General features: G+C 71.0%; 19 protein-coding genes. 12 read left to right on the forward strand and 7 right to left on the reverse strand.

What is annotated here, in order from left to right; all coding sequences use genetic code 11:
• Positions 1 to 394 precede the first annotated feature (394 nt).
• The 3 genes from ACFYRY_RS06045 to ACFYRY_RS06055 all read left to right on the forward strand — a co-directional run bounded on the left by ACFYRY_RS06045 (position 395) and on the right by ACFYRY_RS06055 (position 4,266).
• Entirely contained in the window at positions 395 to 2,020 is a 1,626-nt protein-coding gene (locus ACFYRY_RS06045) for an ABC-F family ATP-binding cassette domain-containing protein (RefSeq protein WP_389140504.1), read from the forward strand.
• 279 nt (positions 2,021 to 2,299) lie between these two features.
• Positions 2,300 to 3,076 (forward strand): dimethylargininase, encoded by a 777-nt coding sequence (ddaH, locus tag ACFYRY_RS06050; protein ID WP_389140506.1) that lies wholly within the window; start codon positions 2,300 to 2,302, stop codon positions 3,074 to 3,076.
• Positions 3,077 to 3,288: 212 nt separating this feature from the next.
• Positions 3,289 to 4,266, forward strand: coding sequence for an acyl-ACP desaturase (locus ACFYRY_RS06055; RefSeq protein ID WP_389140508.1), 978 nt, complete (start codon positions 3,289 to 3,291; stop codon positions 4,264 to 4,266).
• A gap of 172 nt (positions 4,267 to 4,438) precedes the next feature.
• On the opposite strand, the gene ACFYRY_RS06060 is transcribed toward ACFYRY_RS06055, so the two are convergent.
• A complete protein-coding gene (locus ACFYRY_RS06060) occupies positions 4,439 to 4,684 on the reverse strand; it encodes a WhiB family transcriptional regulator (protein WP_389140510.1) in 246 nt (81 codons plus the stop codon).
• Between the two features lie 255 nt (positions 4,685 to 4,939).
• On the opposite strand from ACFYRY_RS06060, the gene ACFYRY_RS06065 reads away from it, so the two are divergent.
• Positions 4,940 to 5,731, forward strand: coding sequence for a VOC family protein (locus tag ACFYRY_RS06065; RefSeq protein WP_389140512.1), 792 nt, complete (start codon positions 4,940 to 4,942; stop codon positions 5,729 to 5,731).
• Positions 5,732 to 5,753: 22 nt separating this feature from the next.
• On the opposite strand, the gene ACFYRY_RS06070 is transcribed toward ACFYRY_RS06065, so the two are convergent.
• Together ACFYRY_RS06070 and ACFYRY_RS06075 are read right to left on the reverse strand one after the other, a co-directional pair.
• A complete protein-coding gene (locus ACFYRY_RS06070; protein WP_389140514.1) occupies positions 5,754 to 6,791 on the reverse strand; it encodes a LacI family DNA-binding transcriptional regulator in 1,038 nt (345 codons plus the stop codon).
• Positions 6,792 to 6,879: 88 nt separating this feature from the next.
• Positions 6,880 to 7,827: a multicopper oxidase domain-containing protein gene (locus ACFYRY_RS06075; protein WP_389140516.1), complete on the reverse strand. Its 948-nt coding sequence runs from the start codon at positions 7,825 to 7,827 to the stop codon at positions 6,880 to 6,882.
• A gap of 187 nt (positions 7,828 to 8,014) precedes the next feature.
• On the opposite strand from ACFYRY_RS06075, the gene ACFYRY_RS06080 reads away from it, so the two are divergent.
• Positions 8,015 to 10,510 (forward strand): ThuA domain-containing protein, encoded by a 2,496-nt coding sequence (locus ACFYRY_RS06080; RefSeq protein ID WP_389140518.1) that lies wholly within the window; start codon positions 8,015 to 8,017, stop codon positions 10,508 to 10,510.
• Between the two features lie 62 nt (positions 10,511 to 10,572).
• A complete protein-coding gene (locus ACFYRY_RS06085) occupies positions 10,573 to 12,729 on the forward strand; it encodes an OmpL47-type beta-barrel domain-containing protein (protein WP_389141114.1) in 2,157 nt (718 codons plus the stop codon).
• Here ACFYRY_RS06085 and ligD read toward each other — a convergent pair.
• Positions 12,716 to 13,780: a non-homologous end-joining DNA ligase gene (ligD, locus tag ACFYRY_RS06090; protein WP_389140520.1), complete on the reverse strand. Its 1,065-nt coding sequence runs from the start codon at positions 13,778 to 13,780 to the stop codon at positions 12,716 to 12,718. The two genes, ACFYRY_RS06085 and ligD, sit on opposite strands and share 14 nt — an antisense overlap.
• A gap of 74 nt (positions 13,781 to 13,854) precedes the next feature.
• Here ligD and ACFYRY_RS06095 point away from each other — a divergent pair, with 74 nt between their 5' ends.
• Complete coding sequence (locus ACFYRY_RS06095; protein ID WP_389140522.1) at positions 13,855 to 14,922, forward strand: ATP-dependent DNA ligase; 1,068 nt, start codon at positions 13,855 to 13,857, stop codon at positions 14,920 to 14,922.
• A 19-nt stretch (positions 14,923 to 14,941) separates the two neighbouring features.
• On the opposite strand, the gene ACFYRY_RS06100 is transcribed toward ACFYRY_RS06095, so the two are convergent.
• Complete coding sequence (locus ACFYRY_RS06100; protein WP_389140524.1) at positions 14,942 to 16,132, reverse strand: zinc-dependent alcohol dehydrogenase; 1,191 nt, start codon at positions 16,130 to 16,132, stop codon at positions 14,942 to 14,944.
• Positions 16,133 to 16,329: 197 nt separating this feature from the next.
• On the opposite strand from ACFYRY_RS06100, the gene ACFYRY_RS06105 reads away from it, so the two are divergent.
• The gene (locus ACFYRY_RS06105) at positions 16,330 to 17,316 is read left to right on the forward strand and encodes a DUF3048 domain-containing protein (protein WP_389141116.1); all 987 of its coding nucleotides are present in this window, start codon (positions 16,330 to 16,332) and stop codon (positions 17,314 to 17,316) included.
• 16 nt (positions 17,317 to 17,332) lie between these two features.
• Here the strand turns inward: ACFYRY_RS06105 and ACFYRY_RS06110 are convergent, their stop codons facing one another.
• The gene (locus tag ACFYRY_RS06110) at positions 17,333 to 17,797 is read right to left on the reverse strand and encodes a MarR family winged helix-turn-helix transcriptional regulator (protein ID WP_389140526.1); all 465 of its coding nucleotides are present in this window, start codon (positions 17,795 to 17,797) and stop codon (positions 17,333 to 17,335) included.
• 265 nt (positions 17,798 to 18,062) lie between these two features.
• On the opposite strand from ACFYRY_RS06110, the gene pcaH reads away from it, so the two are divergent.
• The 4 genes from pcaH to pcaD are packed head-to-tail and all read left to right on the forward strand — an operon-like array spanning position 18,063 to position 21,924.
• Positions 18,063 to 18,836 (forward strand): protocatechuate 3,4-dioxygenase subunit beta, encoded by a 774-nt coding sequence (pcaH, locus tag ACFYRY_RS06115; RefSeq protein ID WP_389140528.1) that lies wholly within the window; start codon positions 18,063 to 18,065, stop codon positions 18,834 to 18,836.
• A 6-nt stretch (positions 18,837 to 18,842) separates the two neighbouring features.
• Complete coding sequence (pcaG, locus tag ACFYRY_RS06120) at positions 18,843 to 19,448, forward strand: protocatechuate 3,4-dioxygenase subunit alpha (RefSeq protein ID WP_389140530.1); 606 nt, start codon at positions 18,843 to 18,845, stop codon at positions 19,446 to 19,448.
• Positions 19,445 to 20,776, forward strand: coding sequence for a 3-carboxy-cis,cis-muconate cycloisomerase (gene pcaB / locus ACFYRY_RS06125; RefSeq protein ID WP_389140532.1), 1,332 nt, complete (start codon positions 19,445 to 19,447; stop codon positions 20,774 to 20,776). The genes pcaG and pcaB overlap by 4 nt, the downstream gene beginning before the upstream one ends.
• Positions 20,773 to 21,924, forward strand: a complete 1,152-nt coding sequence (pcaD, locus tag ACFYRY_RS06130) for a 3-oxoadipate enol-lactonase (protein ID WP_389140534.1) — start codon at positions 20,773 to 20,775, stop codon at positions 21,922 to 21,924. Before pcaB ends, pcaD begins: the two co-directional genes overlap by 4 nt.
• A 21-nt stretch (positions 21,925 to 21,945) precedes the next feature.
• Here the strand turns inward: pcaD and ACFYRY_RS06135 are convergent, their stop codons facing one another.
• The gene (locus ACFYRY_RS06135; protein WP_389140536.1) at positions 21,946 to 24,630 is read right to left on the reverse strand and encodes an ATP-binding protein; all 2,685 of its coding nucleotides are present in this window, start codon (positions 24,628 to 24,630) and stop codon (positions 21,946 to 21,948) included.
• Positions 24,631 to 24,971: the final 341 nt, after the last annotated feature.

Genomic DNA, 24,971 nt, shown 5'->3' on the forward strand with positions numbered 1-24,971 from the left:
TTCCCCGGTTCCCCGCACCAGCCGCGCGTCGAGTTCACCCTGCTCGAACGCGTCCGGCAGTGACACTCGCAGCTCCCGCGCCGGGGCGAGCAGGGCCGGCCCGTTCGGCGTCCCGTCCGCCCGCGTCATTAATCCGTTGACAGCCCTCGGCGCCCTTCCTAACGTGTTCAGCGGTTCTGTTGCCGCCGATAGGAGAAGGACGTTGCTCGTCTGAGGTTCTGAGACACCAGGCCACACACCTGAGGTGTGTGCGCTGTGTGCGACCTCTGCGTTCGAGCCGTCCTCCGTTTGTGGAACAGGGCCTCTCTCATGCCCCGGGACTCTCCCCCGTCGGTCGCAGGTGTCTCGATACGCGCTTGCACCTGATCGCTTCGAGCAATCGCGGAGACCCCGTATGCATATCGCCATCACCTGTACCTCCCTCGCCTTCGCCTGGCCCGACGGCACCCCCGTCCTCGACGGCCTCGACGCCTCCTTCGGCCCCGGCCGCACCGGCCTCGTCGGTGTCAACGGATCAGGAAAATCAACCCTGTTGAAGCTGATCGCCCAAGAGCTCTCCCCCGCCGACGGCGCCGTACGCGTCGCGGGCGAGGTCGGCTACCTTCCGCAGAACGTCACGCTGGACACCACGGTGAGGGTCGACCAGGCCCTCGGCATCGCCGCGCGGCGGGCCGCGCTGCACGCGATCGAGGCCGGTGACGTGGCCGAGGAGCACTTCGAGACGGTCGGCGACGACTGGGACGTGGAGGAGCGGGCCCTCGCCACCCTCGGCGAACTCGGGCTCGGGCACATCGACCTGGACCGCACCGTCGGCGAGGTGTCGGGCGGCGAGTCGGTCCTGCTGCGGCTGGCCGCCCTGCTGCTGCGCCGACCGGACGTCCTGCTGCTCGACGAACCCACCAACAACCTCGACCTGTACGCGCGTCGGCGGCTGTACGCGGCCGTCGCGTCCTGGCCGGGCGTCATGGTCGTGGTCAGCCACGACCGCGAACTCCTCGACCTGGTCGACCAGATCGCCGATCTGCGCGCCGGGGAGATCACCTGGTACGGGGGCAACTTCTCGGCGTACGAGGAGGCGCTCGCCACCGAACAGGAGGCCGCCGAGCGGATGGTGCGGGTCGCGGAGAACGACCTGAAGAAGCAGAAACGTGAACTGGTCGACGCCCAGGTCAAGTTGGCCCGGCGCAAGCGCTACGGCCAGAAGATGGCGGACCAGAAGCGCGAGCCGAAGATCGTCATGGGGGCCCGCAAGCGCGCGGCGCAGGAGTCCGCGGGCAAGCACCGCATCATGCACGAGGAGCGGCTCGCCGACGCGAAGGAGCGGCTCGACGAGGCGGTGGAGGCCGTACGGGACGACGACGAGATCCGCGTCGAACTGCCGTACACGGCGGTACCGCCGGGCCGTGACGTCCTCACTCTGCTGGATCTGGAGCTGGCGTACGGCGCGCGGGTGGCCGGCGGCTTCGACGTGCGGGGTCCGGAGCGGATCGCGCTGATCGGGCGCAACGGCGCGGGCAAGACGACGCTGCTGCGGACGATCGCCGGGGAACTGGAGCCGGTCTCGGGCGAGGCGAGGACCCATGTCCCGCTCCGGTTCCTGCCGCAACGGCTGGACGTCCTCGACGGCGAGCTGACGGTCGCCGAGAACGTGGCCCGGTTCGCGCCCGGCGCCACCAACAACCGGGTCCGGGCCCGACTGGCCCGCTTCCTGTTCCGGGGCGCCCGCGCCGACCAGCGGGCGGCGACGCTCTCCGGCGGCGAACGCTTCCGGGCGGCGCTGGCCGCGTTGATGCTGGCGGAGCCCGCGCCGCAGTTACTGATGCTGGACGAGCCGACCAACAACCTGGACATGGCGAGCGTGCGGCAGCTGACGACCGCTCTGGCGTCGTACGAGGGAGCGCTGATCGTGGCCAGTCACGACCTGCCGTTCCTGGAGTCGATCGGCATCACCCGCCGGCTGCTGCTGGAGGACGGGGAGCTGAAGGACATCACCAAGGAATCCGACTGGTCCCCCTTCTGACCTCGGACAGCCGCCCGACGTGATCACCTCGCCGAAGCCGCCCGGCGGCGGCGGGGTGACCTTCGGGGCGCCCCGCGCCGGCTCCTCGCCGGCTCCTCCTGAGCTCCTCACCGAACCCTCGCCGAACCCTCGCCGACCGAAGTCGATCATGGCGGGCCGCCCCGGGGACGGCCACAGCCCGACGCCAAGGGTTTGGCCCGTGCGCGCGGGGCGCTGCATGATGGCTGATCGACGCCGCACCACGGGCGCCTCGACAGCCGCCGATACGGAGATCCCCTCGTGCCCAGCCAGAAGGCCCTCGTCCGCCGCCCCAGCCCGCGCCTCGCCGAAGGTCTGGTGACGCACATCGAGCGGGAGAAGGTCGACCTCGGCCTCGCGCTCGAACAGTGGGAGGCGTACGTCGAGGCCCTGGGCGAACACGGCTGGGAGACCATCGAGGTGGACCCGGCGGACGACTGCCCGGACTCGGTGTTCGTCGAGGACACCGTCGTCATGTACCGGAACGTCGCACTGATCACCCGGCCCGGCGCGGCCTCCCGGCGGGACGAGACGATGGGCGTCGAGGAGGCCGTGGCCCGTCTCGGCTGCTCGGTGAACTGGATCTGGGAGCCGGGCACCCTGGACGGCGGTGACGTGCTGAAGATCGGCGACACGATCTACGTCGGCCGGGGCGGGCGCACCAACGCGGCCGGTGTCCAGCAGGTGCGGGCCGCCTTCGAGCCGCTCGGGGCGCGGGTCGTCGCGGTGCCGGTGAGCAAGGTGCTGCACCTGAAGTCGTCCGTGACGGCACTGCCCGACGGAACGGTGATCGGGCACATCCCGAAGGTCGACAAGCCGTCGCTGTTCCCGCGCTTCCTGTCCGTACCGGAGGAGTCCGGGGCGCACGTCGTGCTGCTGGGCGGCGACAAACTGCTGATGGCGGCGAGCGCACCGAAGACGGCGGAGCTGCTGGCCGATCTCGGTCACGAGACCGTCGTGGTCGACATCAGCGAGTTCGAGAAGCTCGAAGGCTGTGTGACGTGCCTCTCGGTGCGCATGCGCGAGCTGTATGCCTGAACGGGCGGCTCCGGTACGCCGATTGGGCCCCGGACCTGCGACTCCCGAGGTCGCTTGTCATGCCTGCGTAACCGGGCTGATCAGGGATCTTTACAGCCGCCTTAACCTACGGTCTCGTAACCTACGGATACGTAGCCTACGATTCCGTAGGTATTGCGCCGGCACCGCTCGCCGGACGCTTCCGAACCTGTTCCACGTCCCCTGGAGTACCCGTGACGATCACTTCCCCTCACCTCGGCAGCTCGTCCTCCGCCTGGACCGACGCCCGGCTGCTGTACGCGCTGGAGGAAGTCGTCGAGCAGGAGCTCAACCGGCACTTGAAGGTCGCCAAGGACTGGATGCCCCACGAGTACGTGCCGTTCAGCGACGGCCGCAACTTCCCCGGCATCTTCGAGGACGGCCAGGCCTGGGAGAAGGAGCAGTCCAAGGTCACCGACATCGGCCGCATCGCGCTGGTCGTGAACCTGCTCACCGAGGACAACCTCCCCAGCTACCACCACGAGATCGCCTCGCTCTTCGGCCGTGACGGCGCCTGGGGCACCTGGGTGCACCGCTGGACCGCCGAGGAGGGCCGGCACGGCATCGTGATGCGCGACTACCTGCTCACCTCGCGCGCGGTCGACCCGGACCAGCTGGAGCAGTTCCGCATGGCCCACATGGCCGAGGGCTTCGAGTCGGACAACCGTCACTCGATGCTGCACTCGGTGGCCTACGTCGCCTTCCAGGAGCTGGCCACCCGCGTCTCGCACCGCAACACCGGCCACCAGTCCGGGGACCCGGTCTGCGACCGCATGCTGGCGCGCATCGCGACCGACGAGAACCTGCACATGGTCTTCTACCGGAACCTGCTGAAGGCGGCCTTCGAGCTCGCGCCCGACCTGACGATGCAGGCGGTCCGCGACGTGATCGTGAACTTCCGCATGCCCGGCCACGGCATGCCGGGCTTCGAGCGGGCCGCCGCGCAGATGGCGATCGGCGAGATCTACAACATGCGCATCCACCACGACGACGTGATCCAGCCCGTGCTGCGCTTCCTGAAGGTCCTGGAGATCGACGGGCTCGGCCCGGAGGGCCTCAAGGCGCAGGAGGAACTCGGCCTGTACCTGGGCGGCCTGGACGCGGAGGCCTCGAAGTTCGACGAGCGGCTGGCAGCGCGCAAGGCACGGATGGCGGCCCGCGCGAGCGCCTGACGACCTCTGCTCCTGGCCCGGCGGGGCCCTCACGGCATTGCCGTACGAGGGCCCTGCGGTCGTTCCGGGTGGTGGCCCGGCCGCCTCGGCGCACGTTTCCGGGCGCGGGCGGGGTGGTGCGGGCGCCAGGGCCGGATGGCCGCAGGGTCCGCCGGCGCGCCCGACCGGCGCGTCAGGGTCGGGTGCGCCTCAGGTGCAGCCGTTCCTTCTCCGACAGGCCGCCCCACACGCCGAAGCGCTCGTCGTTCACCAGCGCGTACTCCAGGCACGCGGAGCGCATGTCGCACATGCCGCAGATGCGCTTCGCCTCGCGTACCGAGCTGCCCGGCTCGGGGAAGAAGAACTCCGCGCCGGTCTGCGCGCACAGGGCCTGGGTCTGCCAGGCGGAATCGGCCGGGGTGATGGTGTCGATGTGCATGGGCGAGATCGTGCCGGGCGGCGAAAAACATTCCATCAACGGAGGATCAACGCCTCGTCCACGACCTCCGGCCGACCGATGATGACCCGTCCGGGCGCCCCGGCGCACGGCGGCGCGCGGGGCCGCGGTACGACAAGCTGGGGTCAGCCGGTCACCCAGGGTGCCCGGTCAGGTCGGCGCAACCCCGAGCGGTTGTCAGCGGGCGGTGCGAGACTCGGCAGTGCAGGCAACGGGACCCTTCAAAGGAGGGCAGCGATGCTCACCACCCGCTATGTCACCGGCGCTCCCAACTGGCTCGATCTCGGCACCCCCGACATCGACGGCGCCTCCTCCTTCTACGCCGACCTGTTCGGCTGGCGGTTCCGTCCGGGCGGGCCCGAGGCAGGCGGTTACGGGTTCTTCCAGCTCGACGGCAGGACAGCCGCGGGCGGTATGCAGACCACCCCGGAACAGGGCCCGCCCTCCTGGACCGTGTACTTCCAGACACCGGACGCGGACGCCACCGCGAAGGCGGCCGAGCAGGCGCACGGCTCGGTGCTCATGCAGCCGACGGACGTCATGGACCAGGGCCGGGTGGCGGTCCTCGCCGACCAGGCAGGGGTCACCTTCGGTATCTGGCAGCCCGCGGCCAACAAGGGCCTGGACGTCGTACGGGAGCCTGGTTCGCTGTGCTGGCTGGAGCTGTACACGCGGGATCTGCCCGCGGCGGCCGGGTTCTACAACGCGTTGTTCGGCTGGGAGACCTCCGCCCTCACCTTCGCCGGGGGCACCTACACCACCGTCCACCCGCAGGGGACCGAGCCGGAGGCCATGTTCGGCGGCATGGTCCCGCTGGAGGACGACCCGGGCAGGGCGACGTCCGGGGCCTGGCTGCCGTACTTCGAGGTCCCGGACGCGGACCGGGCGGTCAGCACGGCGCAGCACGGGGGCGGCACGGTCCGCCTGCCCGCGACCGACCTGGAGGACGTCGGCCGGATCGCCGAACTCGCCGACCCGTATGGTGCCCGCTTCGCGGTGATCAAGAGCTCGCCGCCCCGGCAGCAGTAGGGAGGGGCGCGGCGGCCGGTTTTCACGCGGAGGCGCGGCGGACCAGTGTCGTCGGCAGGACGACACCGGGCGGCGCGTCCGTCTGCGGCGGGGTGTCGCGGCGGTCGAGGCCCCGCAGCAGCGACCGGGCCATCAACCGGCCCATCTCCTCGATGTCCTGACGGACCGTCGTGAGCGGTGGATCGGTCTGTTCGGCGACGGGCAGCATGTCGTCGAAGCCGATCACGGCCACGTCCTCGGGGACCCGCCGCCCCCGCTCGCGCAGCACCCTGAGGGCCCCGGCGGCGGTGAGGTCGTTGGCGGCGAACACGGCGTCCACGTCGGGGCAGCGGTCGAGGAGTTCCCGCATCGCCCGCTCACCGCCGGCCGGCGTGAAGTCGCCGCTCACGACGAGCCGTGGGTCGGTGTCGGGCAGGACGTCCCGGAACCCGTCGAGCCGGTCGGCCGCCGATGTCTGGTCCAGGGGGCCGGTGATGTGGGCGACGCGGGTTCGGCCGAGGCCGACGAGATGACGTACGGCCTCGCGGGCGCCGCCGCGGTTGTCGCTGTCGACGTACAGCGCGCCGCCGCCGCTGCCGTCGTCCCAGCCGGGACGGCCGCCGAAGACGGTCGGGACGCCTGCCCGGCGGATCAGTCCGGGCAGCGGGTCGTCGAGGTGCAGCGAGAACACCAGCGCCCCGTCGACATGGCCGCCGGCGAGATAGCGGCCGACCCGGGCGTGGTCGTCACGGCCCTCGGTGAGCAGCAGCACCAGCTGGTTGTCGTGGGCCGTCAACTCCTTGGAGATACCGCGCAGTTGCAGGGCGAAGAAGGGGTCGGCGAAGACCCGGGTCTCCGGTTCGGCGACGACCACGGCGATCGCGTCGTGACGTCTGGTCACCAGGCTGCGGGCCGCCTGATTGGGTACGTACCCGAGTTCCTCGACCGCCCGCCGCACCCGCTCCACGAGCGGTTCCCGCACCCCGTCACCGCCGTTGACCACACGGGAGGCGGTGGCCCGTGAGACCCCGGCCCGGGCGGCCACGGCCTCCAGCGTGGGACGCGGCGCTGTCTCGGGCACGTGCGGCTCCTCGTCGGTGGGTGCCGCTCAGGATAGTCCCGGCGGCGGCACCGGCGTGAGAGCGCTCTCGACACCACGGACAGGGCCGTCAGACATGAGGGTGCGGCTCGTACCCCGGGATCGTCCCGTCCTTCTTCTTCACCAGGAACAGCCCCACCATCCCCATGTCGGCGTGACTCTGGACATGGCAGTGGTACATCCACGCGCCCGCTCCGACCCCCTCCCCCGCGATCACCTGGAAGCCGAAGGAGTCGGCGGGTCCCACGATCTTGTTGTCGAGGACCCGGCTGGGGTCGTCGGGCCCGGTGAGCAGGCCGGTGCGGTTGTCCGCCCAGCGATGACCGTGCATGTGGAAGGTGTGGTAGAACTCGCCGTGCGTGATCATCACGAACTCGACCCGTTCACCCACCGTGGCCTCGAAGTTCGGGCCGGAGTGCGCCAACTTGTTGTTGATCATCATGTCGTTGAAGACGATCGTGTGGGTCAGGTCCGGCAGCACGTCGCCCTGGCGGCGGACGATCACCGGTCCGTACAGGCCCTTGCGGATACCGCCGGTCCCGTGCTCCGTGCCCACCACGTGGTCGTGGTAGTGCCAGTAGCCCGCGCTGCCCTCCCGCCAGGTGCCGTCCGCGCGCCGGCCCGGGGCGTGGGTGCGCCAGGTGTAGGTGCGGGTGCCGCCCGGCTCGACATGACTCTTGTTCAGCTTCGTGCCGTCGCTGGTGATCTCGTAGTCCATGCCGTGTACATGCAGGCTCGCCGCCACGTCCAGGGTGTTCTCGAACTCGATGTGCAGCGTGTCGCCCTCGTTGAGTTCGATGAGCGGTCCGGGGACGGTCGCCTTCCCCTTCTCCAGGCCGTAGCCCAACTGTCCGTCGGCCAGCTTCTCGGCGTACAGCTTGATGCGCCTGACCTCGCCCCCGGCCGGGGCGGTCCGCACCCGTGAGCCGGCGCTCGCCGCCTCGGGCGCGACGGACAACGATGTCGCGGCGACCGCGCCACCCAGCAGCACGCGCTGGTTGAATCGGCGTCTGTCCATGCGGAACTCCCCACCGTGGGACGGAACTTGCGGAGTAGTACCTGTGATGAACCTGTGACCGTACCGGTCTCGCGGCAGTTTACCCACACTCAGGACAAAGTTTGCGCTTTTCCGGTCATAGGTATTGGCGAGCCGCGAAAAGAGGTCTAGCTTCCTTGGCGCTGTCGCCGTGACCGAGGAGGTGCCCATGCACTTACGAGGGCTGAGTACACAAGGCGCGAAAAACATCAGAAGACGGGCGTGGGTGGCCACCGTGGCCACCGGAGCCGTCGCCGCCGGACTGCTGTCGGGACCGACCGCCATCGCGCGTCCGGACCCGGGGCCGCCCCTGACAACGATGTCCGTGAAGTCACCGCCGGGTGGCTCGAACGTACGCGTGCTGATCTTCCACGGATCCGCGGCGGCCGGGGACGAGTCCCCCGTCGTGAACGCCGGGATCGAGGCGATCGAGAAGATCGGGCTGACCGGCCCGGAGAACCAGCGCTACAAGGTGGAGGCGACGAGCGACGCCTCGGTCTTCACCGACGAGACGAAACTGGGCCGCTTCAACTCGATCGTGTTCCTGACCGGCGGCGGAGACATCCTCGACCCGGAACAGGAGGCGGGTCTTGAGGCCTACATGGAGGCCGGCGGCGGTTTCGTCGGCATCCATGACGCGGCCCGCGCGGAGCCGTACTCGGACTGGTTCACCGGACTGGTCGGCGCCCGTCCTGCCACCTCCAGTCCGACGGCCGTGCAGCGGGCGACGGTCGAGGTGGGAGACCGGCAGCACCCGGCCACCAAGGACCTGCCGGTCCAGTGGAAGCGCCCCGACCAGTGGTTCAACTGGACGAAGAACCCCTCGGGCGACGTGCACACCGTGGCCCGGGTGCGCGAGTCCACGTACCAGCCCGGTGCCGGCGCCAACGGCTGGGACCATCCGGTGAGCTGGTGCCGTGACTACGACGGCGGGCGTTCCTTCTACACCGGTATGGGCGGCACGGTGTCGTCGTACGACGAGACGGACTTCCGTGCCCACCTGCGCGGCGCGCTGCTGTGGACCACGCGGCTGTCGCAAGCCGACTGCAAGGCGACGATCAACGGCAACTACCAGGCAGAGCGGCTCACCCAGCCCAACCAACCCGGTCAGAACGACCAGATCGGCGAGCCGCACGGCCTGGTCACCGCGCCCGACGGCCGGGTGTTCTACATCGGCCGGGGCGGCGCCGACTCCTCCCAGCCCGTCATCACCGACTGGAACAACCCGGACATCGGCAAGGGCAAGGGACAGATCCACATCTACGATCCCAAGACCAAGAAGGTCACCCTGGCGGGCGAGTTGACGGTCTTCGGGAACAAGGGCGGCGGCGACGAACTGGTCAAGGTCGAGGAAGGCCTGCTCGGCATCGAACTCGACCCGCGTTTCGAGCAGAACGGCTGGGTGTACCTGCACTACACACCCCACTCGGGGCTCGACCGCGACAAGCAGATGGCCGAGCGGCGCGTCTCCCGCTTCACTCTCGACCAGGCCACCGACAAGCTGGACCTGAGCAGTGAGAAGGTGCTGCTCAAGTGGCCGGTGCAGGTCCACAGCTGCTGCCACTCGGGCGGCGGGATGGCCTGGGACTCCAAGGACAACCTGTACATCGCCACCGGAGACAACAACTCCAGTGGGTTCAGCGGCGGTTACTCCGGCAACAACCCGCAGCCCAGCTACAAGGGCGTCTCCTTCGCCGACGCGCGCCGCACGGCCGGCAACACCAACAACCTCAACGGCAAGATCCTGCGCATCCACCCGGAGTCCGACGGCACGTACACGCTGCCCGCCGGGAACCTCTTCACCGGCAAGGAGACCGACGAGGGCGGCGGCAAGACCCGCGGCGAGATCTATGCGATGGGGGTGCGCAACCCGGCCCGGATCTTCGTCGACCAGCGGACCGACATCCTGTACGCGGGCTGGGTCGGCCCGGACGCGAGCGCGCCGTCCACGACCTGGGGCCCCGCCAAGTACGACACCTTCGCCGTGATCACCAAGGCGAGCAACCGCGGCTGGCCGTACTGCATGGGCAACAAGCAGCCCTACCGGGACCGCAACCTGCCGGACCCCGACCAGCCGCTCGGCTGGTACGACTGCGACCACCCGAAGAACGAGTCCCCGAACAACGACGGCCTGGTCAACCTGCCGCCGGTCACCGGGAACAACATCTGGTACTCCCCGCAGGGCGGCGCGCCGGACTACCCGCGAAACGCGAGCGGTGTCCCGTCGTACAAGCAGGAGGAGGCCACCTACCGGCTGCCGTGGCTCAAGGGCGGCGGGCAGGCCGCGATGAACGGGCCGGTCTACCGCTACGACCCGTCGAGCAGCAGCGGGACGAAGTGGCCGTCCTACTGGGACGGCAAGTGGTTCGTCGGTGACTTCTACGACGCCGACCAGCCGCGCAACGCCGTGCTCACCGATCCCAAGACGCACGGTGACGGCGGTCTGCCGGTGCACTCGGAGTCCCTGAAGAAGATCGTGCCGATCGGCAACGACGGCATCAAGAACCTCATGGACTGGAAGTTCGGCCCGGACGGCGCCCTGTACGTCCTCGACTACGGCCGTGGTTTCTTCACCTCGGACTCCAGGTCGGCGCTGTGGCGGATCACCTACAAGGGCGGCGGGCCCACTCCGGCCGCCGACCAGCTGGCGAGGGGGACGCAGTGATACGCACACCAGGCCGACGAGGCCGACGAAGAGTCCTCACGGCCCTGTTGGCCGCGCTGCTCATGATGCTCGGGCTCCAGACGCTGCCCGCGGCGGGGCAGACCCGACAGGCCCCGGAGCAGGCCGCCGCGCAGGTCCTCACCTGGACCGCCGGCGACGACATCACCCAGTACGCCTCGGTGCCGAAGACGGCGGAGGCGGGTCCGGCGACGATCGTCTTCGAGAACAGCAAGGCGACCGGCAACACCACCGGCATGCCGCACACCTTGACGTTCGTGACGTCCGATCCCGAGTTCAACGACGACGTCCAGCTGAACATCCTCGCCAACCCCAACGACGACCAGGGCGGCCGCTACACCGCCGAGGTCACGCTCACGCCGGGCCGCTACTTCTACCACTGCACGATTCCCGGCCACGGGCAGATGCAGGGCATCCTGGTGGTGACCGAGGGCAGTGGCGAGGACACCACACCGCCCGAGACGGCCGCACGGGTGACCGGAACACAGAACGCCCAGGGTGAGTACGTCGGCGCGGCGAGCGTCGCGGTCAGCGCGACGGACGCGGGCGGCTCCGGAGTCGACACCGTCCAGTACGCGGTCGGCGACACCGGCGAGTGGCTGCCGTACACCGCGCCGGTCGTCGTCGACCAGGTCGGCAGCCATCGGATCCGTTACCGGGCGCTGGACAAGGCGGGCAACGTGTCCGCCGAGAAGAGCGTCACGTTCACGGTCGTCGCACCGCCCTCCGACGATCCGACCGCGCCGGAGACCTCGGCGACGGTGAGCGGTGAGCGCAACGCCGACGGGACGTACATCGACATGGCCACGGTCACCGTCAGCGCCTCCGACACCGGATCCGGGGTCAACACCGTCGAGTACGCGGTGGGTTCGGGTGCCTGGCAGCCGTACACCGCCCCCGTGATGGTGCACCAGACCGGCACGCACACCGTGCGCTATCGGGCCACCGACAAGGCGGGCAACGTGTCCGCCGAGAAGAGCGTCACCTTCACGGTGGTCGCGGCGGCTCCTCAGGACACCACCCCGCCGGTGACGGGCGTGACCGTGGACGGCACCCGGAACTCCGACGGCGCGTATGTGCGCAGCGCCAAGGTGACCGTGAGCGCCACCGACGGGGGCGGTTCGGGTGTCGACCGGATCGAGTACTCGCTCGACGCCGGCCCGTACCTCGCGTACACCGCGCCCGTGGTGGTCGACCGCGCCGGTGCGCACACCCTCGCGTACCGGGCGAGCGACAAGGCGGGCAACACCTCCGCGGCCCGCACGGTGAGTTTCACGGTGGCATCCGGTGGCGGCGTGCCTGCACCCAACTGCCCCGAGTACGACGAGCGGTTGACGGTGATCGTCGGCACGGTCGACTCGGGTGTGCCCAACCGGGTGACCAACAACCGGTGCCGGATCAACGAGTTGATCGAGGACGAGAAGGAGTGGACCTCGAACGCGCTGTTCCTCAAGCATGTGAGGACGGTTCTGGACAAGCTGCTCAAGGAGGGGGTGCTCGACCAGCGCGAGTACACCGCGATCCAGCGGGCGGCCCGGGAGTCGGGCCTCGGCACTCCCGGCCAGACCGAGGGGTACCGCACCATCATGGACGGCACCGCGGAGTCCTTCGCCAAGTGGCAGCAGGTGGGCGGTGGTTCCTTCGGGCTGAATCCGGACGGCTCCATCACCTCGGGCACCACGCGGGACGGGCTCGGCATGCTGTGGTTCCCCGAGCGCAAGTACGGCGACTTCTCGCTCAAGCTCCAGTGGCGTGACGACGCCCCGGGCACCGGTAACGCCAACTCCGGTGTGTTCGTGCGGTTCCCGTGGGTGCTCGACCACCCGGAGGAGTCGCGGCCGGAGTGGGTCGCCATCAAGTACGGGCACGAGGTGCAGGTGCTCGACCGTCCCGACGGCGACATGTACAAGACGGGGTCGGTGTACGGCTTCGACCGGGTGGGGCTCGCCGGTGCCGGCGTCACCCAGAAGGGCACCTGGAACGACTACGAGATCCGGGTGGTCGACCAGCACTACTCGATCTACCGCAACGGTGTGCTGATCAACGAGTTCGACAACAACGGCGGCCAGGACTTCACCCCGCCCCGCTCGGACGACCCGGGCACGGACGGGCGGCGGTTCGCCTCCGGCTACATCGGGCTCCAGGTGCACAGCGTCACGGACGTGGTCTCGTACCGGGACATCCGTATCAAGGGGCTGTAGGGCCCGAGGGGGGTGTCTTCGGCGGGTCCACCGTCTCGGACACCCCCTTCTTCGCCCTGCTCGGCTGGACCCGCGTGGGCTCTCCCGGCATCTTCGGATACTCCGGCGGGTACGGCAGGTCGCCCAGCCCGTGGTCGTGCTCGTCGCGGCGGGCGAGGTCGAGCAGGGCCTCCAGGGAGAAACGGTGGTCGTCCATGTCCGCGTGCACGTCGCCGAGTTCGGCGAACCGCGCGGGCATGGACGCGATGTCGAAGTCCCGGGGGTGCGCGGTGCCGACCTCCTCCCAGCGCAAGGGCGCCGACACCGGGGCGTGGGGTCGCGGCCGTACCGAGTACGCGGAGGCGATGGTGCGGTCCCGGGCCGTCTGGTTGTAGTCGACGAAGATGCGGGCGCCCCGCTCCTCCTTCCACCACTTGATGGTCACGGCGTCCGGCATCCTGCGTTCCATCTCCCGGCCGACCGCGATCGCGGCACGCCGCACCTGGGTGAAGGTCCAGCGTGGCTCGATGGGGACGAAGACGTGCAGGCCGCGACCGCCGGAGGTCTTGGGCCAGCCGCGCAGGCCACCGAACTCGTCGAGGACGGCGCGCAGTTCGTGGGCGGCGCGGACGGCGTCGGCGTAGTCGGTGCCGGGCTGCGGGTCGAGGTCGAGGCGCAGTTCGTCCGGGCGGTCGACGTCGTCGCGCCGCACGGGCCAGGGGTGGAAGGTGAGCGTGCCGAACTGGGCGGCCCACAGCACGGCGGCCTCCTCGGTGGGACACATCTCGTCGGCGCTGCGGCCGCTGGGGAAGGTGATGTGGGCGGTGGGAATCCAGTCGGGCATGTTCTTGGGCGCGCGCTTCTGGAAGAAGGACTCGCCGGTCACGCCGTCCGGGTAGCGCTCCAGGGTGGTGGGACGGTCGCGCAGGGCACGCAGGATGCCGGGACCGACGGCCTGGTAGTAGCGGGCGAGGTCCAGCTTGGTGAAACCACGCTCGGGAAAGAAGACCTTGTCCGGGCTGGACAGCCGTACGGTCCGGCCGCCCGCCTCCAGTTCCACCGCTGCACCCATGCGAGACACGGTAGGCGTACCTCGCAAGCCCCGCACACCGGGCGTTTGCTGACAGGCAGGGGCAGAATCGGAGCATGGACCTGCCGGTGATGCCACCCGTGAAGCCGATGCTCGCCAAGTCGGTGGCGAGCATCCCGCCGGGCATGCAGTACGAGGCCAAGTGGGACGGGTTCCGGGCGATCGTGTTCCGGGACGGGCCCGAGGTCGAACTGGGCAGCCGTACCGGGAAGCCGCTGACCAGGTACTTCCCCGAGCTGGTGGCGGCGCTCAAGGAGCGGTTGCCTCAGCGCTGTGTGCTGGACGGGGAGATCGTCATCGCGCGGGAGGGGCGGCTGGACTTCGACGCGCTGACCGAGCGGATCCACCCGGCTGACTCCAGGGTGCGGATGCTGGCCGAGCGGACACCGTCGTCGTTCGTCGCCTTCGACCTGCTGGCGCTGGCGGACGAGTCACTGCTGGACGTACCCCTGAGCGACCGCCGGGACCTGCTGGCCGGGGCCCTGTCCGGGGTCACGCCGCCCGTGCACCTGGCGCCGTCGACGACCGACGTCGAGGTGGCCCGGCAGTGGTTCGAGCAGTACGAGGGGGCCGGCCTGGACGGAGTCGTCGCCAAGCCTCTGTCCGTGCGCTACTTGCAGGACGCGCGCGCCATGTACAAGGTCAAGCACGAACGGACGGCTGACGTGGTGGTCGCCGGATACCGGCTCCACAAGAGCGGCCCGGTCGTCGGTTCGCTGCTGCTCGGTCTGTACGACGAACGGGGCGCCCTCCAGCACGTCGGCGTGTCCGCCGCCTTCCCCATGAAGCGGCGCGCCGAGCTGATCGGGGAGCTGGAGCCCCTGCGCATGGAGGATGCCTCGGGTCACCCCTGGGCGGCCTGGGCCGAGGAGGCGGCGCACGAGAGCGCCCGGCTGCCCGGCGCGCCCAGCCGCTGGTCCGGCAAGAAGGACCTGTCCTGGGTGGCGCTGCGGCCGGACCGGGTGGCCGAGGTGGCGTACGACCACATGGAGAACGGCGCGCGCTTCCGGCACACGGCCCGTTTCCGCCGCTGGCGCCCCGACCGGACCCCCGAGAGCTGCACGTACGCGCAGTTGGAGGAGCCGGTGCGTTACGACCTGGCGGAGATCCTCGGCGGCCCCTGACCCGGGTCCGGCCCCTGACTCAGGGCTTCATCAGCACCTTGACCGCGCCCTCCTCCTTCTTCTGGAACATCTCGTACGCGTGCGGAGCGTCCGTCAGCGGCAGCTTGTGGGTGGCGAAGTCGTCGACGCCGAGCGGGTCCTCGTCGGTGAGGTACGGGATGATCTCGTCGCTCCAGCGGCGGACGTTGGCCTGGCCCATCCGGATCTGGATCTGCTTGTCGAACACGGTGAGCAGCGGCAGCGGGTCGGCCATGCCGCCGTACACCCCGGACAGCGAGATCGTGCCGCCCCGGCGCACCAGCTCGATGGCGGTGTGCAGGGCGCCGAGCCGGTCGATGCTGAAGCGTTCCGCGAACGGTCCGCTGATGCCGCGCGGCAGCAGGGCCACGGCCTGCTGGGCGAGCTTGGCCGCCGCGTTGCCGTGCGCCTCGATGCCGACGGCGTCGATCACCGCGTCCGGTCCGCGTCCGGCCGTCTCGTCGCGGATCGCCTGGACCAGTTCCTTCTCGCTGTCGAAGTTCCTGATGTCGAACGTCTCCACGCCCCGCTCCCGGGCCCGGCGCAGTCGCTCGTCCACCAGGTCCACACCGAACACCCGTCCGGCGCCGCGCACCTGGGCGACGCGACAGGCCATGTCGCCGATCGGGCCGAGGCCGAGTACGGCGACGCTGCCGCCCTGCGGGACGTCGGCGTAGGCGACCGCCTGCCAGGCGGTGGGCAGTACGTCGGAGAGGTAGACGAACCGGTCGTCGGCCGGGCCCTCCGGCACCTTGATCGGGCCGTACTGGGCCTGCGGCACCCGGAGGTACTCCGCCTGGGCACCGGGCACGGAGCCGTACAGGCGGGTGTAGCCGAACAGGGCGGCGCCCATGCCCTCGCTGGTGACCTGGGTGGTCTCGCACTGGGTGGGCAGGCCGGTCATGCACATCCAGCAGTTGCCGCACGCGATCTGGAACGGGACGACCACCCGGTCGCCGGCCGCGAGGTCCGGAACCCCGGCGCCGACCTCCTCGACGATGCCGATGGGCTCATGCCCAAGGATGTCGCCCGGTGTCATGAACGGGGAGAGCACCTCGTAGAGGTGCAGGTCGGAGCCGCACAGCCCGGTGGAGGTGACGCGGATGACGGCGTCCGTCGGCTCCTCGATCTTCGGATCGGGCACGTTCTCCACCCGTACGTCCCGTTTGCCCTGCCAGATCACTGCCTTCATCACCACTCCCTGGGTCACGTGGACGTGTTCGGGTCTCGGATCTGCGGTGCTGCCCGGGTACCCGAGCCCCTCACCGCGAACCGCCGGATCAGGCCGATCGGCCTGATGAAACGCGCGCAATCAGAATCGAGCAGGTATGGGCACAATGAACTTATAAGCGCACAATCGACGACACGAGACAGGTGGCCACGGTGAGCATCGGGCAGAAGGCGCGCACCCGCCGCACCGCCTCGGCGGCGGCACTGCTGGCCGCCACCGTGACAGCGTCACTGGCGGCGGGCTGCACGGGCTCACACGACCCGACCGACAACAGCCGCGGCGAGCCGCGCACGCGCCAGCAGAGCCCCAGCCCGGCCGAGAGCGGAGCACATGGCGCCTCCCCACTGGCCGTGAAGATCGACAACGCAGCGGCGGCCAGACCCCAGACCGGTCTGAACTCCGCGGACATCGTGTACGCCGAGCAGGTCGAGGGCGGCCTGAGCCGGCTGATGGCGGTGTACGCGACGAAGCTGCCGAAGGCCGTGGGGCCCGTACGCAGCGCGCGTGAGTCGGACTTGGAGCTGCTGCGTCAGTTCGAGCGGCCGACACTGGCCTTCTCCGGGGCACAGAGCAAGCTGTTGCCGCTGATCAACAAGGCCCCGCTGGACGCGCGGCCGCCCGGGAAGGCGGCCGGCGCCTACTATCGCGGCACCGACAAGCCGGCCCCGCACAACCTCTACCTGCGTCCGAACAAGCTGCTGTCATCCGCGCCGGGCGCCGACGCGCTGACCACCGGCTTCCACTACGGCTCCGCGCCCGGGGGCGGGCAGCCCGAGAAGTCGCGGACCGTGCGCTACCCCTCGGCCCGCTTCACCTTCAGCTGGTCCGCCGAGCAGGGCCGCTGGCTGGTCTCGATGGACGGCACACCGGCCGTGACGACCGACGGCGGGCGCATGGCTCCGGCCACGGTGGTCGTGCAGCACGTGAAGATCCGCGCGTCGGCGTTCCACGACTTCCTCGGCAACAACACGCCGTTCACCGAGACCGTCGGCTCGGGGAAGGCGGAGGTACTGCGCGGCGGACGGGCCTACGACGTGAACTGGAAGCGCGCCCCGGCCACCGACGGTACGGATTTCACGACGGCGGACGGTAAGCCGATGAACTTCGCCCGGGGTCAGGTGTGGGTGGTGTTCACCAAGGCCTGAGCCGCGCCCGCGGACCTCAGGGCCTGGCGGCGAGGGGTTCCCCGGGATGGCGCAGCCCCTCCGCCGCGTCCGACACCCGGCGGATGAGGTCGAAGAAGACGGTCTGCTCCTCGGCCGAGAGCGGGGCCAGGAACACCTGGTTCATCCTGGCCGTACGCACGGTGAGCTTGCGGTGGGTGCGCAGCCCGTCGTCGGTCGGGCGCAGCAGGAAGCGCCGGCCGTCCCGCGCGTCGCGCACCTTGTCGAGCAGCCCCCGCCGGCCGAGGCGGCTGATCACCTCCGCGATGGTGGAGCGGTCCAGACCCACCCGCTCCCCCACCGTGCGCTGGTCGAGGCCGGGCTCGGCCACCAGCGCGTTCAGGACCGCGAACTGCGGAGAGGTGATCTCCTCGGAGACCATCGTGTTCCACAACAGGTAGTGCGCCTGCTGAAGCCGCCGGGCCAGGTGCCCGGGGTGGGTGGAGAGGTCCACGGCGGCCATGTGCGCTCCCGAGGTCGTATCCGTTGGTGTATTCGTTGGTGCATTCGTTGGTGTACTGAACAATACCGGGCGGTGGCATCGCTGTCTGCGGCCTGCGACGACTTACATACGTCAGCTGAACTCGCGATTCTTCAGGGTATTGACGCCGCACCGCTCCGGTGGCAGCGTGAGGTACACCTCACCAAAATAATCAGTGCCCTGACTAATTGCTTCACCAGTCACCTCGACGGGGCGCGACGAGACCGTCCGGAACCCAGGAAGCCCCATGCCTCTGACCCAACACGACATCGACCTGGAGATCGCGGCCGAGCGCGCCGCGTACGAGAAGCGGATCGCCGGCGGCGCCCCCGTCGAGCACCAGCCGCGCCGCGACTACGCCCCCTACCGCTCCTCGGTACTGCGGCACCCGAAGCAGCCGCCGATCGCCATCGACGTCAGCAACGACCCGGAGCTGGTGGAGCTGTCCTCCCCCGCGTTCGGCGAGCGGGACATCACCGAGATCGACAACGACCTCACCCGGCAGCACAACGGCGAGCCGATCGGCGAACGCATCACCGTCTCCGGCCGGCTGCTGGACCGCGCGGGGCGACCGGTCCGGGGCCAGCTGGTCGAGATCTGGCAGGCGAACTCGGCCGGCCGCTACGCGCACCAGCGCGAGCAGCACGACGCCCCGCTGGACCCGAACTTCACCGGAGTCGGCCGCACACTGACCGACGACAGCGGCTTCTACCGGTTCACGACGGTGCAGCCGGGCCCGTACCCGTGGCGCCAGCACGTCAACGCCTGGAGGCCGGCCCACATCCACTTCTCGGTCTTCGGCACGGCGTTCACGCAGCGGCTCGTGACGCAGATGTACTTCCCGAGCGACCCGCTGTTCCCCTACGACCCGATCATCCAGTCGGTGACGGACGACGCGGCGCGGCAGCGGCTGGTGGCGACGTACGACCACAGCCTGTCGGTGCCGGAGTTCTCGATGGGCTACCACTGGGACATCGTGCTCGACGGGCCGCACGCCACCTGGCTCGAAGAAGGGCGCTGACCTGCCATGACGAAGATCGACACAAGCCGCCCGGAGACCGTGCTGCCCACCCCCTCGCACACGGTCGGCCCGTTCTACGGACATGCCCTGCCGTTCCCCGGCGGCGGCGACATCGCCCCGGTCGGCCACCCGGACACGATCGCGCTCCAGGGCCATGTGTACGACGGCGAGGGCAACCCGCTCCCGGACGCGTTCCTGGAGCTGTGGGGACCCGACCCCGAGGGCCGTCTGCCGCGGGTCGACGGCTCGATGCGGCGCGACCCTGCGAGCGGCGGCTTCCTCGGCCGCAACGGCGTGGAGTTCACCGGCTGGGGCCGCGTCCAGACCGACGCCAACGGACACTGGTCCGCGCGCACCCTCAGGCCCGGCGCCCGCGGACGGAGCGCCCCGTACCTCAGCGTGTGCGTGTTCGCCCGCGGACTGCTGGTGCACCTGTACACCCGGATCTACCTGCCGGACGACGAATCGGCGCTCGCCGTGGACCCGCTGCTCGCACGGCTGGACGCGCAGCGGCGCGACACGCTGATCGCCGCCCGGCAAGGCGACGGCACGTACCGTTTCGACATCCGCCTTCAGGGCGAAGGCGAGACGGTCTTCCTGGAGTTCCAGTGACATCTGCCCCATCGGACGCCGGCCTGCTCGCCCCCGGGTGGGCGCTCTCCCCCGCCGCGGCCACCACCAGCGACGACGCGTTCCTCCAGGCGCTGCTCGACGCGGAGGCCGCGCTGACCCGCGTGCAGGCCGCGGTGGGGCTCGCGCCCGCCGAGGCGGCGACGGCGGTGACCGAGGCGGCCGACGCCGGCCGCTTCGACACGCGGTCGCTCGCGGAACGCGCACGGGCCGGCGGGAACCCCGTCATCCCGCTGGTGGCCGATCTGACGAAGGCGGTCGGCGAGGAGCACGGCCCCTACGTCCACCGGGGCGCCACCAGCCAGGACATCATGGACACGGCGACGATGTTGGTGGCGGGGCGCACGCTGGCCCTGGTCCTCGACGAACTCGGCCGCACCGAGCGGGCGCTGGCCGGCCTGGCCGCCGACCACCGGGACACGGTGATGCCGGGCCGGACGCTGACCCAGCACGCCGTCCCGACGACCTTCGGGCTGAAGGCGGCCGGGTGGCGGTCACTGGTGCTGGACGCGCGGGACCGGGTGACGGCGGTACGGGACACCCTGCCCGCCCAACTCGGCGGCGCCGCGGGTACGTTGGCCGCCTTCGAGACGTACGGCGCGGCGGACCCCCTCGCGCTGCCGCGGGGCTACGCCCGTGAACTCGGCCTCCGGGCTCCCGTCCTGCCCTGGCACACCCTGCGCACTCCGATCGCCGACCTGGCCGGCTGTCTGGCCTTCACGGCGGGGGCGCTCGGCAAGATCGCCGTGGATGTGCTGACCCTCTCCCGCACCGAGATCGCCGAGGTGACGGAGGGCGACGGCGGCGGCTCGTCGGCCATGCCGCACAAGGCGAACCCGGTACGGTCCACTCTGGTCGCCGCCGCGGCCCGGCGCGCTCCACAGCTCGCCGCCACCCTGTACGGGTCGCTGGCGGCACAGGACGAGCGGCCGGCCGGTGCCTGGCACGCCGAGTGGGAGCCGCTGCGGGACCTGCTCCGGCTGGTCGGCGGCGCGGCCCGGGACACCGCCGAACTGACCGAGCATCTGCGCGTCCACGCCGACGTCATGCGCGAACACCTGGGCCTCACCCACGGGTTGATCGTCTCGGAGCGACTGTCCGCCGAGCTGACACCGCTACTCGGCCGGGCCCGGGCCAGGGAGCTACTCACCGAACTCGCCCGGCGCACCTACCGCGAACACCGGCCGCTACGTGAACTCCTCGCCGAGGAAACGGAGTTGAAGGACATCGACCTCGACGGGCTCACCGACCCCGCCCGCTACACGGGTGCCGCCGCCGCCCTCACCGACCGTGCTCTGGAGCGACGTTGACCGACAAGCTGCTCAACCACCGTGCCGAGGGGCCCGCCACCGCTCCCCCGCTGCTGCTCGGGCCCTCGCTGGGCACCTCGTACGCCCTGTGGGACAAGATCGCCCCCGAGTTGTCCGCCACCCACCGGGTCATCCGCTGGGACCTGCCCGGGCACGGGGGCTCCGCGGCCGACCTGATCGGGCCGGGCGCGACCGTCGCCGACCTGGCCGACCTGGTGCTGAAGCTCGCCGACTCCCTCGGCGTCGACCGTTTCGGGTACGCGGGCGTGTCCCTGGGCGGCGCGGTCGGGCTGCATCTGGCCGTGCACCATCCGCAGCGGCTGTCGTCGCTGGCGGTGATCTGCTCCTCGGCGCACTTCAACGGCTGGAAGGCGTGGCAGGAACGGGCCGAGCGGGTCCGGCGCGAGGGCGTGCGGTGGCTCGCGGAGGGCGCCGACGCCCGCTGGTTCACACCCGGGTTCACCGTGCCGGAGCTCGTGCGCGACCATCGTGACGCCGACCCGGAGGCGTACGCCGCGTGCTGTGACGCGCTGGCCGCGTTCGACCTGCGGGACGCGCTGGGCGGCATCTCCGTACCGACCCTGCTGATCGCCGGCCGACAGGACCCGGCGACCCCGCCGGCGCATCTGCGGGAGATCGCGGACGCGGTCCCGGGTGCGACGCTCATCGAACTGCCGGGCGCCTCGCACCTGGCGCCCGCGCAGTGCCCTCAGGCGGTGCTGACGGCGCTGCGAGCGCACCTCGGACCGGGCGCCCCGCGGGGCATGGAGGTGCGGCGCGAGGTGCTGGGCGACGCCCACGTGGACCGGGCGCAGGCCCGGCAGACGCCGTTCACCGCACGCTTCCAGGACTTCATCGCGCGCTACGCGTGGGGCGAGATCTGGACCGACGAGACCCTCACCCGCCGCGAGCGCAGCATGATCACACTGACCGCGCTGGTCGCGCACGGCCACTACGACGAGCTGGCCATGCATGTGCGGGCGGCCCGGCGCAACGGGCTCACCCCGGACGAGATCGGCGCGGTGCTGCTGCAGACGGCCGTGTACTGCGGGGTCCCGGCGGCGAACTCGGCCTTCGCGACGGCCCAGCGGGTGCTGGCGGAAGAGGAGGCGGAGGCGGAGGCGGGAGAGGACGGCACCGCGGGGTGATCCCGCTGGGGCGGGCCCGGACTATCGCGGCCCGCGCACGTCCTCCAGCGCCGCGCTCGCCCGGTCCGCCAGTCCGTCCGCCCCGCAGGAGAGCGCCAGCGCCAGGCCCCGGTTGAGTTCGGTGACCGAGCGGGACAGGACGCCGTACTCGACCCGGGCCGCGGCGTGTTCGTACTGGCAGGGCGAGGCCTCCAGATAGGCGACGGCCTGCCCGGCCAGCCGGACCGCGCGCTGACCGGTCTCCAGGGCCGCCGCACAGCGCAGGGCCTCGCCTATGGCGGTGTCCGTGCCGAAGCGCTCGGCGTGCCGGCGGGCGTCGGCGGCGAGCCGCGCGGCACGGCTCGGGTCCTCCACGGCGAGGGCGCGGGCGAGGTCGACGGCCCAGGGGACCAGTACCGGGTTGTGGTGGCCGCGCGCGGCCGCGGCCTTCTCGGCGGCCTCCAGTTCGTTGACGCCGTCCTTGGTGCGGCCGACCGCGAGCAGGAGACGGCCGCGTACCGAGCGGGGGTCGGGCAGCACGATGGTGGACGGGTACGGCGGAGCGAAGCCGTACTGCTCGGCGATCGACCAGGCCTCGTCGACATGGCCACGGGCGAGCAGCGTGTCGACCAGGTTGCAGGTCGCCGACCAGTACAGCGGCAGCCCGCGGCCGACGCGTTCGGCGATGCGCAGCGACTCGCGCAGGGACGCCTCCGCCTCCCTGAGCCGCCCTCGCCTGCGGTGTCCGAGACCGACGTAGGCGTGCGCCAGGGCGAGGTGGCCGCCGCTCCAGCCGGACGACTCGTAGGCGCGCAGGGCCTGGTTGAACAGGCTCTCGGCGCGGTCGAGCCGGTCGGTGTAGGCGTACGAGGAGGCCAGCATCATGGGGAGTTCGACGCCCCACTCGGTGTCCGTCCAGCCGAGGCCGGGTGCGAGCAGGCCGTTGACCAGGGCACGGTCGGACAGTTCGACGATCTCCTCGGCGTTCTCCCCGTGGGTCATGGCGTCGAAGCCGCGCAGGATGAGCAGGGCACGCTCGGCGTTGTCCCGGCCGGCGCAGGTCCGGGCGAGTTCGGCGAGTCGCTGCGAGCGTCCCGGGGAGACCGTCTCGCCCGCGTGGATGCCCTCCCACATGTACTGCACGGCCTGCAGCCGCATCCGGGCGGGCCCGGGTGCCTGCCGGGCGGCCTCCGTCTCGACCGTGCGGACGGCCTCTTCCAGCTGGTCGTTGTGCAGCAGTGCCTGGGAGAGGCGGAAGACGGCGTCGACGCGTTCGGCGCCGTCCAGGCCCGGCATGGCTAGCGCGGACTGGAGGTGGTCGATGGTCCGGGCGGGCGCGGTCAGCAGGGTGGCGCAGCCCAGTTCGTAGAGCACGTGCGCGTGGACCTCGGGCGACGGGGGTTCCAGCAGGGCGCGTTCGAGGCAGCGGCGGGCCGCGTCGGGGGCGCCGACGGCGAGGTGGTCGCGGGCGGCCTCGCGCAGCTGCTCCACGAGTTCCTCGTCGTCGTCCGGGTGGACCTGGAGGAGGTGCCGGGCGGCGGCCGCCGCGCCGCGCCCGGAGTCGGTGACGACCTGGGCGGCGATGCCGTGCATCGCGGTGCACAGGGCGGGCGGGATGGAGTCGTAGACCGCGGTGGCGATCAGCGGGTGGACGAACTCCAGGTCGCCGTCGTCCGCCTGGGCGTTCGCCGGGTCGGACGGGGTCAGGATGCGGGCGCTGCACAGCAGTTCGGCACAGCGCTCCGCCTCGGCGCGGCTCAGGGTGGCGAGCCTGGCCACCAGGCCGACGGAGATGTCGGTGCCGAGGATCGCCGCCGCCCAGGCGAACCGGGTCGCGTCGATGCCGAGTTCCTCCAGGCGGGCGACGAGACCGCCGCCGCGGGCCGCGCGGTTCAGGGCGCGCAGTTCGCCGGCCGCGCCCTCGGAGGGTTGCAGTCCGCTGTCGCGCACCTTGGCGAGGAGTTCGACGGTCTCGTACGGGTTGCCGTCGGTGACGGCCCACACCTCGCGGCAGAAGGGGGCGTCGGCGTGGTCGCCGAGGGTGGCGCGGGTGAGGCCGGCGGTCGCCTGCGGGGTGAGGGCGCTCAGGGTGGTGGCGGGGGCGTCCGCGGTGGCGGCGACGGCGTCGAGGAGCCGGGCGCTCTCGCCGGTGGCCTCTCCGGTGCGGCGGGCCATCACGACCAGCACGGACAGGTCGTCGAGGCGCTCGGTGAAGGCGGCGAGCCAGCGCAGGGTCTCCTGGTCGGCCCAGTGCGCGTCGTCGATCAGCAGCACCAGCGGCCAGTCGCGCCGGGCCAGCCGGCACACCGCGGCGACCAGTCCGTCGGTCACGTTCTGCGGGTCGGCCTGCCGCTCGCCGGGCTCGGTGAGACCGAGGGCGGGGCCGGCGATGTCGTACCAGTCGCCGAGGTACTCGCGTATCTCCTCCGGCATCAGCGACACCAGGGCGGGCTGAAGGAGCTGCCGTACGACGTTGAAGGGGACGGACCGGAGTGTCTCACCGCCGCGGGCCGACCACACCGTGCAGCCGAGCCGTTCGGCGATGCGGCGGGTCTCGGCGAGCAGGGCCGTCTTGCCGAAGCCGGCCTCGCCCCTGATCACCAGCAGGCTGCCCGAGGAAGCGCTGTCCGCGCACAGGGCGCGCACCGCCCGTACGACGGAGTCGACTTCCGCGTCGCGCTCCCACAGGGCTGCCGAGGCGGCCGTCGTGGGCTGTACCTCCGTCATCCCCCTACCTCCCCAAAGTCGCCCGAACGGCGTACAGAACTCGAGCGTAGCCGTCCGGCTGCCGAAGCGGAGGCGGGTCCGGGTACCTGTTGCCGTGACGGGTGACGTCGGGTACGGCGGTCGACGCGTCTTGCCCTTGACCAGCCCTCATGAAACCTGACCGGTAGTCAGAAATGCTCGGGGCGGGGCGGTGGCATGGGGCCGTCACCGCGGGCGCCGGACGGATCACGGGCCGGGCGGCGGCGGGTCACAGGTTCCTGGTCGTGCTGTCTGCGGATGCCACGCGTACCGGACTGACACCGATCGGAACGGGCCGACCGTGATCCCTCTCATCCCTCTTT

This window comes from Streptomyces sp. NPDC005263, from assembly GCF_042872365.1.
Classification (GTDB): domain Bacteria; phylum Actinomycetota; class Actinomycetes; order Streptomycetales; family Streptomycetaceae; genus Streptomyces.

Excerpts from the sequence above, each read along its gene's own strand:
- ligD (WP_389140520.1), bottom strand. The coding sequence starts at position 13,780 with ATGGGTGCAGCGGTGGAACTGGAGGCGGGCGGCCGGACCGTACGGCTG.
- ACFYRY_RS06085 (WP_389141114.1), top strand. The coding sequence starts at position 10,573 with ATGATGCTCGGGCTCCAGACGCTGCCCGCGGCGGGGCAGACCCGACAG.
- pcaH (WP_389140528.1), top strand. The coding sequence starts at position 18,063 with ATGCCTCTGACCCAACACGACATCGACCTGGAGATCGCGGCCGAGCGC.
- ACFYRY_RS06100 (WP_389140524.1), bottom strand. The coding sequence starts at position 16,132 with ATGAAGGCAGTGATCTGGCAGGGCAAACGGGACGTACGGGTGGAGAAC.
- ACFYRY_RS06045 (WP_389140504.1), top strand. The coding sequence starts at position 395 with ATGCATATCGCCATCACCTGTACCTCCCTCGCCTTCGCCTGGCCCGAC.
- ACFYRY_RS06075 (WP_389140516.1), bottom strand. The coding sequence starts at position 7,827 with ATGGACAGACGCCGATTCAACCAGCGCGTGCTGCTGGGTGGCGCGGTC.
- ACFYRY_RS06065 (WP_389140512.1), top strand. The coding sequence starts at position 4,940 with ATGCTCACCACCCGCTATGTCACCGGCGCTCCCAACTGGCTCGATCTC.
- ACFYRY_RS06095 (WP_389140522.1), top strand. The coding sequence starts at position 13,855 with ATGGACCTGCCGGTGATGCCACCCGTGAAGCCGATGCTCGCCAAGTCG.
- ACFYRY_RS06080 (WP_389140518.1), top strand. The coding sequence starts at position 8,015 with ATGCACTTACGAGGGCTGAGTACACAAGGCGCGAAAAACATCAGAAGA.
- ACFYRY_RS06110 (WP_389140526.1), bottom strand. The coding sequence starts at position 17,797 with ATGGCCGCCGTGGACCTCTCCACCCACCCCGGGCACCTGGCCCGGCGG.
- ACFYRY_RS06135 (WP_389140536.1), bottom strand. The coding sequence starts at position 24,630 with ATGACGGAGGTACAGCCCACGACGGCCGCCTCGGCAGCCCTGTGGGAG.
- ACFYRY_RS06060 (WP_389140510.1), bottom strand. The coding sequence starts at position 4,684 with ATGCACATCGACACCATCACCCCGGCCGATTCCGCCTGGCAGACCCAG.
- pcaG (WP_389140530.1), top strand. The coding sequence starts at position 18,843 with ATGACGAAGATCGACACAAGCCGCCCGGAGACCGTGCTGCCCACCCCC.